The organism is Rhodopseudomonas palustris HaA2, assembly GCF_000013365.1.
Lineage (GTDB): Bacteria > Pseudomonadota > Alphaproteobacteria > Rhizobiales > Xanthobacteraceae > Rhodopseudomonas > Rhodopseudomonas palustris_J.
Window position 1 is genome coordinate 4,369,121 of the sequence record NC_007778.1, and the last position, 13,639, is coordinate 4,382,759.

General features: G+C 66.0%; 13 protein-coding genes and 1 pseudogene. 11 read left to right on the plus strand and 3 right to left on the minus strand.

Features of this window, described 5'->3' with window-relative positions:
* Positions 1-81: 81 nt before the first annotated feature.
* Complete coding sequence (locus RPB_RS19280; protein WP_011442701.1) at positions 82-612, plus strand: SixA phosphatase family protein; 531 nt, start codon at positions 82-84, stop codon at positions 610-612.
* A 136-nt stretch (positions 613-748) separates the two neighbouring features.
* Positions 749-1,180, plus strand: coding sequence for a universal stress protein (locus RPB_RS19285; RefSeq protein WP_011442702.1), 432 nt, complete (start codon positions 749-751; stop codon positions 1,178-1,180).
* A 6-nt stretch (positions 1,181-1,186) separates the two neighbouring features.
* Here the strand turns inward: RPB_RS19285 and RPB_RS19290 are convergent, their stop codons facing one another.
* Positions 1,187-1,807, minus strand: coding sequence for a hypothetical protein (locus tag RPB_RS19290; RefSeq protein ID WP_011442703.1), 621 nt, complete (start codon positions 1,805-1,807; stop codon positions 1,187-1,189).
* 93 nt (positions 1,808-1,900) lie between these two features.
* On the opposite strand from RPB_RS19290, the pseudogene RPB_RS24295 reads away from it, so the two are divergent.
* The 3 genes and pseudogenes from RPB_RS24295 (at position 1,901) to RPB_RS19300 (ending at position 3,014) form a co-directional block, all read left to right on the plus strand.
* Positions 1,901-2,090: pseudogene (locus RPB_RS24295) on the plus strand (type II toxin-antitoxin system HicA family toxin).
* Between the two features lie 4 nt (positions 2,091-2,094).
* Positions 2,095-2,490 carry a type II toxin-antitoxin system HicB family antitoxin gene (locus RPB_RS19295; RefSeq protein WP_011442704.1) on the plus strand — a complete coding sequence of 132 codons (396 nt, stop codon included), beginning with the start codon at positions 2,095-2,097 and terminating at the stop codon, positions 2,488-2,490.
* Between the two features lie 83 nt (positions 2,491-2,573).
* A complete protein-coding gene (locus tag RPB_RS19300; protein ID WP_011442705.1) occupies positions 2,574-3,014 on the plus strand; it encodes a hypothetical protein in 441 nt (146 codons plus the stop codon).
* A 45-nt stretch (positions 3,015-3,059) separates the two neighbouring features.
* On the opposite strand, the gene RPB_RS19305 is transcribed toward RPB_RS19300, so the two are convergent.
* On the minus strand, positions 3,060-3,917 hold the full coding sequence (locus RPB_RS19305; RefSeq protein WP_041798881.1) for a LysR substrate-binding domain-containing protein: 858 nt from the start codon (positions 3,915-3,917) through the stop codon (positions 3,060-3,062).
* A gap of 185 nt (positions 3,918-4,102) precedes the next feature.
* Here RPB_RS19305 and RPB_RS19310 point away from each other — a divergent pair, with 185 nt between their 5' ends.
* Together RPB_RS19310 and RPB_RS19315 are read left to right on the plus strand one after the other, a co-directional pair.
* A complete protein-coding gene (locus tag RPB_RS19310; RefSeq protein ID WP_011442707.1) occupies positions 4,103-5,077 on the plus strand; it encodes a sodium-dependent bicarbonate transport family permease in 975 nt (324 codons plus the stop codon).
* Positions 5,078-5,106: 29 nt separating this feature from the next.
* Positions 5,107-5,418: a P-II family nitrogen regulator gene (locus tag RPB_RS19315; protein ID WP_011442708.1), complete on the plus strand. Its 312-nt coding sequence runs from the start codon at positions 5,107-5,109 to the stop codon at positions 5,416-5,418.
* 203 nt (positions 5,419-5,621) lie between these two features.
* Here RPB_RS19315 and RPB_RS19320 read toward each other — a convergent pair whose 3' ends face one another.
* The gene (locus RPB_RS19320; RefSeq protein WP_011442709.1) at positions 5,622-6,128 is read right to left on the minus strand and encodes a ferritin-like domain-containing protein; all 507 of its coding nucleotides are present in this window, start codon (positions 6,126-6,128) and stop codon (positions 5,622-5,624) included.
* 392 nt (positions 6,129-6,520) lie between these two features.
* Between RPB_RS19320 and RPB_RS19325 the strand changes: the two genes are divergently transcribed.
* The 4 genes from RPB_RS19325 (at position 6,521) to RPB_RS19340 (ending at position 13,567) form a co-directional block, all read left to right on the plus strand.
* Positions 6,521-7,582, plus strand: a complete 1,062-nt coding sequence (locus RPB_RS19325; RefSeq protein ID WP_011442710.1) for a UPF0104 family protein — start codon at positions 6,521-6,523, stop codon at positions 7,580-7,582.
* Positions 7,583-7,814: 232 nt separating this feature from the next.
* Positions 7,815-9,845 (plus strand): hypothetical protein, encoded by a 2,031-nt coding sequence (locus tag RPB_RS19330; protein ID WP_011442711.1) that lies wholly within the window; start codon positions 7,815-7,817, stop codon positions 9,843-9,845.
* Positions 9,846-10,157: 312 nt separating this feature from the next.
* A complete protein-coding gene (locus RPB_RS19335; protein ID WP_011442712.1) occupies positions 10,158-10,982 on the plus strand; it encodes a hypothetical protein in 825 nt (274 codons plus the stop codon).
* Positions 10,979-13,567: a patatin-like phospholipase family protein gene (locus RPB_RS19340; RefSeq protein WP_245258260.1), complete on the plus strand. Its 2,589-nt coding sequence runs from the start codon at positions 10,979-10,981 to the stop codon at positions 13,565-13,567. Before RPB_RS19335 ends, RPB_RS19340 begins: the two co-directional genes overlap by 4 nt.
* Positions 13,568-13,639 lie beyond the last annotated feature (72 nt).

Below are 13,639 nucleotides of genomic sequence, written 5' to 3' on the forward strand. Positions count from 1 at the left end.
ACGGACAGCCCGGGCGCTTGTCACCTTGTCCTGTCCCGGGTTCTCGATTAATCCGCAAGCTCGCGCCGCCGGAAGGGATCCATGCGCCGTCTGATATTGCTGCGTCACGCCAAGACCGAAACGGATGCGCCGAGCGGCAAGGATCACGACCGCCGGCTCGACGATCGCGGCCGGACCGACGCGGCGACGATCGCCGAATGGCTGGCCGAGCACAGACTGGTGCCGGATCAGGTGCTGGTCTCGACCGCGACGCGCACCCGCCAGACCTGGGACATCCTCGCCGACCTATTCCCGGCCGGCACCGAGCCGCAGGTCGAGCATCTTCCGGAACTGTACAGCGCCAGCCCCGCCCAATTGCTGCAGGCGATCCACGACGTCGCCGCCGGCATCAACCAGCTGATGCTGGTCGGCCACAATCCGGGCCTGCAGGAACTGGCGCTCGGCCTGACCTGCGGCGCCAGCGAGGGCGACCGCAAGCTGCTGTCCGGCAGCATGCCGACCAGCGCGGTCGCGGTGATCGACTTTGCAATCGCCGACTGGGCCGACGCCCGCTTCGGCACCGGCAAGCTGCAGCACTTCATCAGCCCGAAGATCCTTCGCGAGGCGAGTTAGCCGGCTGCGGCGACAGCCGGGCACGGCGCTTCGCGCCGTCGATCTCCCTGCCGTCCTCCGCCCTCTTGTCGATTGGCTCGCTCCCACCATTGCGTCATACTGACGTGCATCGCCATCCGGTCGCGGGAGGCCTTCGATGTTCAAATCGATTCTGGTGCCGATCGATCTCGCCGACACTGCGCTGGCGCGGAGGGCGATCGAGACCGCGGCGACGCTGGCACGGACTTACGACGGCAAAGTGCGGTTGCTGCACGTGATCTCGATCACTCCGGTGGTGCTGGCCGAATATGTGCCGGCGGATTTCGACGACCAGCAGCGCGGCGACGCCGAAGTCGCGCTCGCCGAGGTCGCGCGCGAGTCCGGCATCGAGCCGGAGCGGCTCTCGACCGCGGTGCGCCAGGGCGGCATCTATCACGAGATCATCGAGGAAGTCGGCGCGATCAAGGCCGACCTGATCGTGATGAGCTCGCATCGCCCGGCGATGCGCAGCTACTTCCTCGGCTCCAACGCCGGCCACGTCGTCCGCTACGCGCCGTGCTCGGTGCTGGTGGTGCGGGACGACAAGTAGTAGGTGTCACGACGGCAGCAGATCCTTCGGCACCTCGTCGAAGCCGTAGCGCCGCGGGCGGTTGCGGCGAATGAAGCCGCCGATCTGCCAGCCGAACAACGCGGCGAATCCGACGATGAACAGCGCGCCCGACCACGAGCCGGTCGCCACCGCGCGGGCGAGCAGGCCGGTCATCGCCGCCGCCAGCAGCGCGATCAGCACCAGAGCGGCGGTATGGATGCCGGGCCGCAGCCCGCCGATCAGTTCGGCCCGGCTGCCGGCGTCGCGCATCCGCCGGTGCAGCTCCAGCATGAAACCACGATAGGCGTCGTTCTGCGGCGCCATCAGCGTCACGGTCTGCCAGGTCGTCGACAGGATGCGTAGCCGCGCGCCATTGATGTCCTCGAGGTCGGCGCGATAGCGCTGCGACTGCATCGACACCGGGCGGAAGCTGAGCCGCACTTGCGCGATCGTCGCATAGGGCCACAGCCCGGATTTCGGACCGATCCGCCACACCAGGCCGTCGTCGGTGAGCTCGAATTGCTGCGCCGCGCCGATCAGCGACGCCCTGAAAGCATAGGACCCGCTCTCCGCGCCCGCGTTCCGATCCGGTCCTGTCACTGTCGCCGCCTCCTGCTCGCGCGTCATTGCCGCAGCGGCAGTCGCGATGCAATGCCGCGTCGCGGCTCGCGGCAGCGCGGCCGCCCTTTCGCGGTCGGCGCGAATGTGTATAAATACACCATGAACTCGCGGACCGTGATTGCGGCCTTGAAGGCCGATGGCTGGTACGTGGTGGCCCAGAAGGGCAGCCACCTGCAGTTCAAAGCATCCGACCAAGCCCGGCCGCACCACTGTGCCGCATCCCAAGCGCGACGTCCCGATCGGAACGTTGCGCAGCATCGAACAGCAGTCCGGCCTGAAACTGAGGTGACGCCATGGTTCATTACATCGCGCTGATCCACAAAGACCCCGACAGCGACTACGGCGTGTCGTTTCCGGATCTGCCGGGCGCTATCAGCGCCGGCCGCACCCTCGACGAGGCGCGCGACATGGCGGCGGAAGCGCTGGCGCTGCATCTCGAAGGCATGGCGGAGGACGGCGAGGCGGTCCCGGAACCGTCGACGCTGGAGAAGATCATGCAGGACCCGCAAAATCGCGACGGCGTCGCAGTGCTGATCCCGGTGACGCCACAGGCGGTGCGCTCGGTGCGAATCAACATCACGCTACCCTCCGATCTGCTCGCGCAGATCGACGAACATGCCGAGCGCGAGGGCTTCACCCGCTCCGGCTTCCTGGCCCAGGCGGCGAAAAAGACGATGACTACGGCGTAACTGATAACGGCGCGCCGCCCGGCTGCTTGCCCGCGCCCTCCCGGTTTCCTACAACGTCCTGGCCGATCGATCGTCGAGGCCCGATGCCGACATCCGAGACCACCTACTTTCCCCGCCATCTGATCTTCGCCGGCGCGCTGGTCAGCGGCGTGCTGCTGGCGTTGGCGCTGCATATGCTGGGGATGCGGATCGGGCTCGATCTCGGCGGGCTGTGGCGCACGGATCTCGCCGAATTCATGCCGGCGCGCGCGGCGCTGGCGTGGTGGCTGGTGGCGACCGCGGGCTTCGCCGGCGGTTATTTCACCGCGACGCTGATGCACCACGCCGTCGCCGGCCAGATCCCGCCGCGGATGCGGCAGTTCCTGATCGCGATCGGCGTGCTGGTGCTGGCCGCCGCGGGCCAGGCGGCCTCGGCACCGTCGGCCGGGCCGACCACCGCGGGCGTGGTCTCGGGCCTCGCGACGCTGCTGCTCGGCGCCGTGATGGCGTTCTGCGGAGCGCATTTCGCGCTGCGCAAGGGCTGATACTCACAAGTCGGCCCGCCGGGAAGCAGCTCATTCGCGCATGACTCACCCCAGCGAGCGCACGATGTGCTCCTTCAGCCGCTGCGCCGGCAGGGACAATCGCTCGCGCTGCAGCAACGCGATCTCGGTGTCCCTGAGGCTCGGCAGCGGGCCTCCGTCGATCACGTGCAGATCCTCCGGCACCATGTCCTTCGGCAGCACCGTGACGCCGAGCCCGCCGCGCACCGCCGCCAGCGAGCCGGCGAGCGAGCCGCAGGTATAGGCGATCCGCCACGGCCGCCGCGCCTTATCGAGGGCCTCGGTGGCGCGCTTACGGTAGACGCAGGGGCTCGGCGACACCACCAGCGGCAGCGGCCCGTCGCGCTGCTGCGGCGCCGCCTCGCCGGCGACCCACACCAGCGGCTCGCGCCACACCCGGATGCCGGCGGCCTCGCCGACCCGCTCGCGCTTGATCAGCGCCAGATCGAAGCTGCCTTTCCTGAAGCCGTCGATGACATGCAGCGTCAGATCGCAGGTCACTTCCAGCGCCACCGCCGGATAGGCCCGGGCGAAGCGCGACAGCACCTCGGGCAGATGCCGCGTCGCGAAATCCTCGGGCGTGCCGAGCCGCACCGCGCCGTGCAGCGCCGGCTCGGTGACGCGGGCGACCAGTTCGTCGTTGACGTCGAGCAGCCGGCGCGCATGGGCGAGAAACACCTCGCCCTCGGGCGTCAGCCGGACACTGCGCGGATTGCGCTCCAGCAGCTTGCGGCCGAGCGCGTCTTCCAGCCGCTGCAACTGCAGCGACACGGTCGATTGCTGGCGCCGCAGCGACTCCGCCGCGCGGGTGAAATTGCCCAGCGTGGCGATGGCGACGAATGCCCGGACCAGGTCGAGATCGAGATTGAGCAGCGGGCGCGGCATCCGGATAACCATTGTAAAATGCAATGATAGAAGTTTCTATAATCAATTTCCAAGATGCTGCAACCGCACCTAGGTTCCGCCCCGCCCGCTGCCGCGGGCCTCACGCCGCCGCGCGACCGAACTAGCCCGCCCGCTCTTGCCGAGACGCGGGCCGGATCGGCGCGCCCGGCATCAGGGGGCCGACCATGCTCGATCTTGCGTTGCAGAATCTTCTCTCGCCGATGGTGCTGTTCTTCGTGCTCGGCGTCGCCGCAGCGCTGGCGCGCTCCGATCTGTCGATCCCCGAGCCGGTGGCCAAGCTGCTGGCGCTGTATCTGTTGATGTCGATCGGCTTCAAGGGCGGCGTCGAGGTGGCGCATCAGGGCGTCGACGGCACCATGATCGCGACGATCGCGGCGGGCATCGGGCTGTCGTTCGCGATGCCGTTTCTGGCCTATCTGATCCTGCGCGCGACCAGCCGGCTCGACCCCGTCAACGCCGCCGCCGTCGCGGCGCATTACGGCTCGATCTCCGCCGTCACCTTCGTCGCCGTCACCGGCACGCTCGGCCAGCTCGGCATCGCCTGGGACGGCTACATGGTGGCGGTCGGCGCCGCGATGGAAACCCCGGCGATCGTCGCCGCGCTGCTGATCGCGCGCGGACGGACCGACACCGCCGCGCCCGGCGAAAGCCGCGGTGCGGTGCTGCGCGAGGTCATGCTCAGCGGTTCGATCGTGATCCTGCTCGGCGCCTTCGTGATCGGCGCGCTGACCGGCGCCCGCGGGGCGGCGATGCTGAAGCCGTTCCTCACCGACGCCTTCGCCGGCGTGCTGTGCCTGTTCCTGCTCGACATGGGCCTGGTCGCCGGCCGCGGGCTGGCACAAGGCAGGCGGCATCTCTCGCTGCCGGTGACGATCTTCGGGGTGGTGATGCCGCTGATCGGCGGCGCGCTCGCCGGCGGCCTCGCCTGGATCATCGGGCTGTCGACCGGCTCGACCGCGGTGCTGATCACGCTGGCCGCTTCGGCCTCCTATATCGCGGTGCCGGCAGCGATGCGGCTGGCGCTGCCGCAGGCCAATCCCGCGGTGGCGCTGACCCTGTCGCTCGGCATCACCTTCCCGTTCAATCTGCTGGTCGGCATCCCGCTCTACATTGCCGTCGCCGGCCGTATCGCGCCATGACAACGCCCGCTCGCTCTGGAGTGCTCGCCATGCAGACTTTTCCCAAGAAGCGTATCGAGATCGTGGTCGAGGCGCCGCTGTTGCGGCGACTGACGTCCCGGCTCGACGAAGCCGGCGCCACCGGCTGGTCGGTGGTCCCGATCCTGGCCGGTCACGGCCGCGACGGCGACTGGACCGCCGAGGGACAGATCAGCAGCGCATCGCAAATGCTGATGCTGATCAGCATCGTCGATGCAGCCAGACTGGACACCGTGCTCGAGGCCGTGTTCGCGCTGGTGTCTCACCAGATCGGCTTCGTCGCCGTCTCGGATATCGCCGTGGTGCGGCCGGAGCGATTCTGAGACGAACAGTGATGCGGCCAAACGAATCTGCGTAGCTTGGTCGAACCGTCGCCTGATTGTCACTTGGTCGTCGCAATCAGCGGGTGACACAACCCAGGCGCGACGACACGAGCTCAACTCTCGCACCGCAAAACAAAAAACGCCGCGCGTTTTTTTCGCGCGGCGTTTAGCCTCAGCTTACTTTGTACCACGGCGAGGCGCGATCACCCCGCGGCGCGGATGTTGATCGAGCTCTCGGCCAGCGTGGTGAGCTTCTTGTCGGTGGCCTTTTCCTCGTCCAGCGTCTTCTGCAGGACGGCCGCGCAGTCGTTGCGGCCGAGCCGCTTCGCCCATGCCACCAGGCTGCCGTATCGGACGATCTCATAGTGCTCGGCGGCCTGCGCGGCGTTGATCAGCGCGGCGTCCAGCACGGTCTTGTCGGCGACCTCACCGGCGGTCTCGTCGGCTTCTTCGATGATGCCGTCGATCGCCGGGCAGTCGACCGCCTTGACCGGCGCGCCGTGCATCTCGAACACCTGTTCGAGCCGCTTCACATGACCCTTGGTCTCTTCGAGATGGGTCATGAAACCCTGCTTCAGCAGCGGATCTGTGGCCTTGTCGGCCATCTTCGGCAGCGCCTTCACGAGTTGTTTCTCGGCGTAATAGATGTCCTGCAATTGGTGCACGAACAGGTCATCCATGGTCTTGATGTCTTTGGTGAACAGTCCCATCGCGGTTCCTCTCGGGGTTGGCACGGACGGTTTCGCAGTCCGCCTCGTCCTGGAGACCGGATTAACCAGCCCGCCGGACACCCGTTCCGCATGCCGCACGAAAGCCTCCTATCCGATGGCGCATGGACCTGTGGCCCCTTATATGGACCTGGCCGGTGGCAAGGGCTGTCCATGCGTGTGGGCCGCCATGCCGAGGCCGGACGGCTGGTTTGCGCCACGTCAAGGGCCAACCGCGCCGGCCGTCCCATGGATGCGTCGTTCGGGCCGCGGGCCGGATTGCGCGACGGGCCGGTTATGCCCTAAGGAATTGCGCGGATGAGTTTGTCGGGTGCCGAGTGCCAGGCCGTGATACGTGCGGCTCCCGTCGCGTTGCCGCCCCGCCGGGAGGACGAATGTATCGACTGCTGAGCGCGCTGGGGCGCGGCTTCAAGACGTATGTCGGGTGGAAACGGCTCGGCATCGTCGCGAGCATTCTGATCATCGGCTTTGCGATCACGTCGCTGGTCAACACCCTGAAGGGGGTCGACAGCGCCGTCATCCTGACCGCGCTGACGGAGAAGTCCCCAACTCAGATCGGGCTCGCCGCGCTGTTCGTGGTCGGCGCGTTCTGCACGCTGACCTTCTACGATTTCTTCGCCCTGCGAACGATCGGCAAGCTGCACGTGCCGTACCGGATCGCGGCGCTGTCGGCCTTCACCTCTTATGTCATCGGGCACAATCTCGGCGCCACGGTGTTCACCGGCGGCGCGATCCGGTTCCGGATCTATTCCGACTACGGCCTCACCGCGATCGACGTCGCCAAGATCTGCTTCATCTCCGGCCTGACGTTCTGGCTCGGTAACCTGTTCGTGCTCGGCATCGGCATGATCTGGCACCCCGCCGCCGCCAGCGCGATGGATCTGTTGCCGGACAGCGTCAACCAGCTGATCGGCGTCGCCTGCCTCACCGGCATCGCGGCGTATTTCGTGTGGCTGGCGACCGGCAAGAAGCGCCGCCAGCTCGGCCAGAACGGCTGGAAGGTGGTACTGCCGTCGGCCAAGCTGACGCTGGTGCAGGTGCTGATCGGCGTGGTCGATCTCGGCTTCTGCGCCATGGCGATGTACATGCTGATGCCGTCCGAGCCCTATATCGACTTCGTCTCGCTGGCGGTGGTGTTCATCCTCGCCACGCTACTCGGCTTCGCCAGCCATGCCCCCGGCAGCCTCGGCGTGTTCGACGCCGCGATGCTGGTGGCGCTGCCGATGTTCGCCCGCGAGGACATCATCGCCACGCTGCTGATCTATCGCGTGTTGTATTTCCTGCTGCCGTTCGGCGTCGCGATCTCGATCCTCGGCATGCGCGAGCTGTGGCTGAGCGTGATCAAGCCGTGGCAGGAGAAACGCGCCGGCAATGGCCACCCGGTCGCCGCGGCTCCGGTCCGGCAGATCGCGCAGCGCCCGCGCAAGCAAGGCTGAGCGCCGGCGCGGCGTCAAGACGAGGCGAGGCGGGCAGGTCCAGCCGGCCGTCGACGACCCGAACGATCTCCACGGCTTGAAGCGGTCCCTCGTCGGTGCCGGGCTCGGTGCGACCCCGGATCAAAGCCGGTGTCTCGACCAGCCGGCGGTTCGCGGGACTGAGACAGAGCGGGTATAGATAGGACCCGCCGTTTTCCCATATTTTCGCCCCATCCGAGGCGTCAAACGCTGCATGATCACACTGTCCCTGCTCCGTCTTCCGGCCCGCCTGGTCGCGCTCGCCGCGGCCGTTCTGCTGCCGTCCGTCGTCGCGCTCGCCCAGACCGCGCCTCCGCCGCCGGGCCCCGAACAGCCCGGCGCCGCCCTACCGATCATGCCTCCCGTCGCCGCGATCCCGGTCACCGACGGCTCGATGCAGATCGTCTGGGAGGTCCGCAACCGCTTCCGGCTGTTTCGCGAGGAGCGCGACTTTCGCGAGCAGGCCGAAGCGCTGCGCGGGCTCACCGTGCTCGCCTCCGAACAGGCGCTGGGGCTGCAGAGCGAGGGCCGCGGCTGGGCCCGCAACGTCGTCAACCGGCTGTGCATCGATCTGACCGGCCGGGTCAACGAGCCCTGCACCCGCGACGGCGTCAAGGAAAGCTACCTGACGCCGACCGAACACCCGGTCACGGTGCGGCTGACCGGCGCGATCCCGGTCGGCGCGATCTGCGCCTGGCTGTTCGACGACGGCGACGGCCCGCGGGCGTCGACGCTGGACTGCGCCGAGCCGATCAATTTCCGCGCCCGCTACGGCAAGCCGACGGTGGCGACCGTGGACGTCACCAGCGGCGCCGACGCGCCGCTCCGGGTGACCACCGAGATCATGGTGCGCGATTTCTTCATCGCGGGGCTGGGCGACTCGATCGCATCCGGCGAAGGCAATCCCGACCGGCCGATCGCGCTGTCCGACGACGGCTTCTGCTATCGCTCCTATCTCGGCATCGGGTCCGGCGCACGCCCCGGCCAGTATTATCGGCCGAGCCGCGCCGGCTACAAAGGCGGCCGCGCCTGCGAGGCGCCGGACACGCTGGCCAACTGGCAGCGTTATTCGGCGACCTGGTTCAACGCCGCCTGCCATCGCTCGCTGTACAGCTACCAGACCCGCACCGCGCTGGCGCTGGCGGCGCGTCACCCGCACATCGCGGTGACCTATCTGCCGCTGGCCTGCACCGGGGCGACCATCGCCGACGGGCTGTTCGGCTCGCAGCGGCCGCGCGAATGCTATCGCACCAAGACCGGCGCCAATTGTCCCGGCAACGTCAACAGCCAGCTCGCCGAGCTGCGCGAGGCGCTCGCCGCCGCGCGCAAACGCCAGCCGCAACGCGGGCTCGATCTGGTGCTGCTGTCGGTCGGCGCCAACGACATCAACTTCTCCGGCCTGGTCGCCGACGTCATCGTCGATAGCCCGACCGAGCGCGGCATCTTCCGCCGCTCCGGCGTGATCGGCTCGATCGAGGAGTCGCGCAGCGCGCTGGCGCGAACCCTGCCGCAGAGCTTTTCGAAGATGCGTGAAGCGCTCAAGGGGCTGGTCGACGACATGTCGCGCGTGGTCTACGTCACCTACGCCAATCCGGCGCTGGCGAACCGAGGCGTCCCCTGCCCCGGCGGCCGCGCCGGCTTCGACATCCATCCCTCGTTCGACGCCGACCCCAACCGGCTGGCCGCGGTGGCCTCCTTCGTCGACAATGAGTTCCTGCCGCGCCTGAAGGATCTGGCGCAATGCAGCGGCGGCGTGCTGTGCCGCAATCCGTCCGCCGACGCCATGACCTTCGTCGACGCGCATCAGCGCACCTTCGCCCATCACGGCTTCTGCGCCCGTGCCGACACCGATCCGGAATTCGACCGCGCCTGCTTTTCGCCGCGCGGCGACAGCTTCACCAGCGACATCGTCGCGGCGGCGAATTCGCCGATGAGCTGCGGTGCCGGCGCCAGCAATTACCGCGCTTATCTGCCGCGCGCGCGCTGGATCCGCGACGCCAATGACAGTTACTTCGCGGCGATGACGTTCCCGCAAGGCCTGCCCGCGGCGATCCAGCCCGCCGACATTCACGACGCCACCTGGGGCGTGGTGTCCGCGGTCTATGGCGGCGCGGTCCACCCCTCCGCCGAAGGCCACGCCGCGATGGCCGACGCCGCGGTGCCCGCCGCCGAAGCGGTGCTGCAACTGGAGTCGGGACCGAACGTGATCAGCGCACCGCTGCCGCCGCCGGGAGCAGTGGAGTAGGCGATACGGACTGACGGCGAAGTTGGTAGCGGCGAGCTGGCGCTGAACGCTATGGACGGCGGCACCTGCCGTGCTATAGTCGGCCTGTCGCGCGTTTTGCCGTGTGCTGCGGGCTGTTTTCCGGACAGCCAAACTGCGCGCGTATGATTAGTTTCAAGTTCGATCGATAAGAACTATCAGAATGTTGAAAGTGCAGGCGCATTTCGGCCTGAACGTTTCTTCTCACGCACATGCCAATCGCCCAGCGAGCGAGCAGAACACCTTGCCTTAACTCTTGCCGGCGTGCCGCACACGCCGATTGCGGAGGAAGTCATGAGCGTTCGAAAGACACTAGCAATTGCCTGTTTGACCATTGCCGCATCTGCAACCACCGCCAGCGCCGACTGTCGCCAGATCGACAACGCTGGCTCGTACGCCGACGGCACGTGGCTGTACAGAAAGAACGGTGGCTGGTGGCCAATTGGAGCTCTCACGGCGGAGATCGCGAACGGTCGCCAACGAACGATGACATTCGCTTACATCGCACGCGACGCCGCGTTGCGTGCCGCGCGCCGTGGGATCTTGATCATCAAGACCGGCGTCGAAGGACCCTATGCCACCAATACCGGTCGCGTCGCGCTCATACGGGAAAACTACACGCGTTACCATCCATCGGAGACATGCGAGAACTATCCGAATTTTCCGTCCAACAAGAGCGTGAGGATACGCTCTTACGATTTTTACCACGACTATGGTGAGATCACGGATCGCGCCGATAGCAAGACGCTTCAGAATTTTCATGTGAGCTATCTGACACAACCGCGCGGATGCAAGCGCTCGGACGACGCGAACGCTGATCCTTACCAAGGCCGGAGCAACGCATCTGACTTTTCGTTCAATCCCGAAATCGTCAAGAGCGGTCAGCGCAGCCAGTTTTGGGCGCAATTCGGCTTCGGCACCGCCTATGCGGAACCGTTGGCTGATCGACAGGTCACCATCAAGCGATACATCGCTGATGCGGAGGGCCTCGCCTGCGTGACCTTCGAATCCACCCTGAGACCGGGAGGCTTCATACGCATCAACGATCTCGAACGCAGGAAAGGCGCCTTCCGGACCGACGAACAGTCGTGGACGTGGCCAGGCAGCGCCAAGCAATGATGGACATGCTCGGGGCTGATGCGACGCGACGCGAGCGCACCGAGGGCAAGTCAGTGCAGATGGTTGGCGACGCGCCGGCGGCTGGGTCGACCGCGACATTGCTGCTCGATGAAGCCACAATGCTGGCGGAAGAAGAAGCGTTTCTATGGCCGACGACGAAACCTGACTACCGTGCTGGCCTCTCTTTGTCGGGAGGCGGCATCCGCGCCGCCACGGTGGCCCTCGGCGTGCTCGAGGGATTGGCGTCACGCGGTCTCTTGCAACGAATTCACTACCTGTCCACCGTGTCCGGCGGCGGCTATATCGGATCGGCATTGTCCTGGTTTTGGTGCGAACGCCGCGTGGTTGCTGAAGCGGCGCTGCAGAAGTCGAGAGAGCGCACCGTTCATCGTTTCGGAGCCGACACCGCCAGCTTCCCGTTTCAGGAGGAGCGGGCGAACGCGTCCCCGGTTGCGGAGGCGGCGGCCCTCAATCTCAAATTTCTTCGTCAGCACGGCTCGTATCTCACCTCGGGAGACGGCATCGGCTTCGCCGGCCTGATCATGGCCGTGCTGCGTACGGTGTTGCTGAGCCTCGCTGTCTGGATGCCGCTGCTGATTGCGATCTTCCTGTCCTTCGAGGTCCTGGATAGTTTTCTGTCGGGCGCAAGCTCGGATGGCGAGTTGGCGGCGAAATGCGAGACCGCTGTCGGAACTACCGTGTTCGCCTGCCGCCCTTCGTTCATTGCTCTCCTGTCATTGGCCGGCGCGGTCGGCGTCGCAATCTTTATTGGAACGATCCTTTTCGCGTTTCTCGGTCACCTGGCGTCAATCAGGGCGTCCGGCAAGCGAGGCCGTTGGATCGCACTCTCAGCTTCGGTCGGCATCGGCTTGGCCGCTCATGTGATCTGGAAATACAATAGTTCGGCAACGTTACAGCCGCTCTTGGGCGCCCAGCTTCTGCTGGAATTATTCATGATCGCGGCCGCGATCAGTGTGGCAATTTCCCAGATGTCGCTGCCCGAAAACTGGAGCTATTCGCTGCGACGACGTTTCGAAAAAGCCTCGAGCAAGGGTCTCCCGATCGCGATCACGGCAGTGTCTATCGGCCTTCTACCCCTAATCGTCGCCACCTTGAAGCTGACAGATCCGTCCAAACTCGGCGCTTTCGAGCCGGTTTGGGGAACCGTCACGCTGCTGAGTGGAGTCGGCACCGCACTTTACGGCTACTATCTCAAGGCCAAGAGTCTCTTGCCGGGCGTCGCCGGCAAATTCTTCGCGATAGCTGGGTCGCTGCTCTTCCTTTCGGGACTGCTTATTCTCTCCTTTGCTACCGCCCGGCAATTGTTTCTTCTCAATACAAACTGGGCTCTGACGGGAGGCGCGGGTCTCTTCATGCTGTCGATCGCCATCGGCGTCGCCGGCAGCCTCAATGCCACCGGCCTCCACCGGTTCTATCGCGATCGGCTGATGGAAACCTTCATGCCGATGACCGACGCTATCAGCCAGGGCACAGCGCGGCAAAGCGACGTTGCCGATACGCTCACCGTCGTCGATGTGGTGCGCAGCGCCGAGGAGCGCGGCGACCGGCCCTATCACCTGCTCAACGCCCATGCGATCCTGGTCAACGAGCCGGACGATCCGAAGCTGGCGCTCCGCGGCGGCGACAATTTTCTGATATCGCCGGCAATCATCGGCTCCTCGGCTACCGGCTGGATGCGCAGTCGCGACTACCTTCGGCTGCAGGGTCCGCTGACACTGGCCTCGGCAATGGCGGCCTCCGGCGCGGCCACCAATGCGAATGCCGGCTATATCGGAACCGGCGTGACGCGCGACCGTTTCCTCTCGGCGGTGATGTCCATCCTCAACATCAGGCTGGGACTGTGGGTCGGGAACCCGCGATGGCTCGCCGCTAAATCTCTGTTCGGCCTGCAAGTCCTGAAGGCTCCGACCTATTTCCAGCCCGGACTCACCGCCGGCATTCTCGGATTCGGTCACCACAGAAAGGCGAAATTCCTCGAACTCTCCGACGGTGGCCACTTCGAGAATCTCGGCCTGTACGAACTGGTGCGGCGGCGGCTCGACCTGATCATCGTGGTCGACGCTGAACAGGACAAGGACATCAACTTGTCGGCTCTGGTGTCGTCGCACAATCGCATCAAGGAAGACTTTGGCGTCGCTCTGAAGTTCGCCCCATCCGACAAGGGCAAGGGACCGGAACTCTTTCTCGGCGAAGAGGCCAAGAACAGATATCCGCGCGGCCTACCTCTCGCCAAATCGCCGTTCATGGTCGCGCGAATCGAATATCCCGCGACGAAGAGTGGCGAGCCCAACAAGACCGGCGTGCTGATCTATTTGAAATCGACCATCGTCGAGGGGCTGGATTTCGCCACCCTCGGCTATCGCGCGCTCAACGCCGACTTTCCGCACCAGACAACCGCAGATCAGTTTTTCGATCCCGATCAGTTCCAGGCGTACCGCAACCTCGGCCTCAGGAGCTGCGAGATCATGGCGACCGCGCTCGACCTCGAAGCAAACTTCGACAAGCCAACCGAACTGCTGAAGAAGTACGACGACTGGAAGCCGGGCGCGTCAGCAGACAGTTGATACGAAAACGGCGACCGCCAGCCGGGGCGGTCGCCGTTTGATTCTCGAGCCGGGCAACACGCAGCCCGTGCC

Bases quoted from the DNA above. Each gene is read 5' to 3' on its own strand.
- RPB_RS19335 (WP_011442712.1), top strand. From the start codon at position 10,158: ATGAGCGTTCGAAAGACACTAGCAATTGCCTGTTTGACCATTGCCGCA.
- RPB_RS19305 (WP_041798881.1), bottom strand. From the start codon at position 3,917: ATGCCGCGCCCGCTGCTCAATCTCGATCTCGACCTGGTCCGGGCATTC.
- RPB_RS19325 (WP_011442710.1), top strand. From the start codon at position 6,521: ATGTATCGACTGCTGAGCGCGCTGGGGCGCGGCTTCAAGACGTATGTC.
- RPB_RS19330 (WP_011442711.1), top strand. From the start codon at position 7,815: ATGATCACACTGTCCCTGCTCCGTCTTCCGGCCCGCCTGGTCGCGCTC.
- RPB_RS19340 (WP_245258260.1), top strand. From the start codon at position 10,979: ATGATGGACATGCTCGGGGCTGATGCGACGCGACGCGAGCGCACCGAG.
- RPB_RS19295 (WP_011442704.1), top strand. From the start codon at position 2,095: ATGGTTCATTACATCGCGCTGATCCACAAAGACCCCGACAGCGACTAC.
- RPB_RS19285 (WP_011442702.1), top strand. From the start codon at position 749: ATGTTCAAATCGATTCTGGTGCCGATCGATCTCGCCGACACTGCGCTG.
- RPB_RS19280 (WP_011442701.1), top strand. From the start codon at position 82: ATGCGCCGTCTGATATTGCTGCGTCACGCCAAGACCGAAACGGATGCG.
- RPB_RS19320 (WP_011442709.1), bottom strand. From the start codon at position 6,128: ATGGGACTGTTCACCAAAGACATCAAGACCATGGATGACCTGTTCGTG.
- RPB_RS19300 (WP_011442705.1), top strand. From the start codon at position 2,574: ATGCCGACATCCGAGACCACCTACTTTCCCCGCCATCTGATCTTCGCC.
- RPB_RS19315 (WP_011442708.1), top strand. From the start codon at position 5,107: ATGCAGACTTTTCCCAAGAAGCGTATCGAGATCGTGGTCGAGGCGCCG.
- RPB_RS19290 (WP_011442703.1), bottom strand. From the start codon at position 1,807: ATGACGCGCGAGCAGGAGGCGGCGACAGTGACAGGACCGGATCGGAAC.
- RPB_RS19310 (WP_011442707.1), top strand. From the start codon at position 4,103: ATGCTCGATCTTGCGTTGCAGAATCTTCTCTCGCCGATGGTGCTGTTC.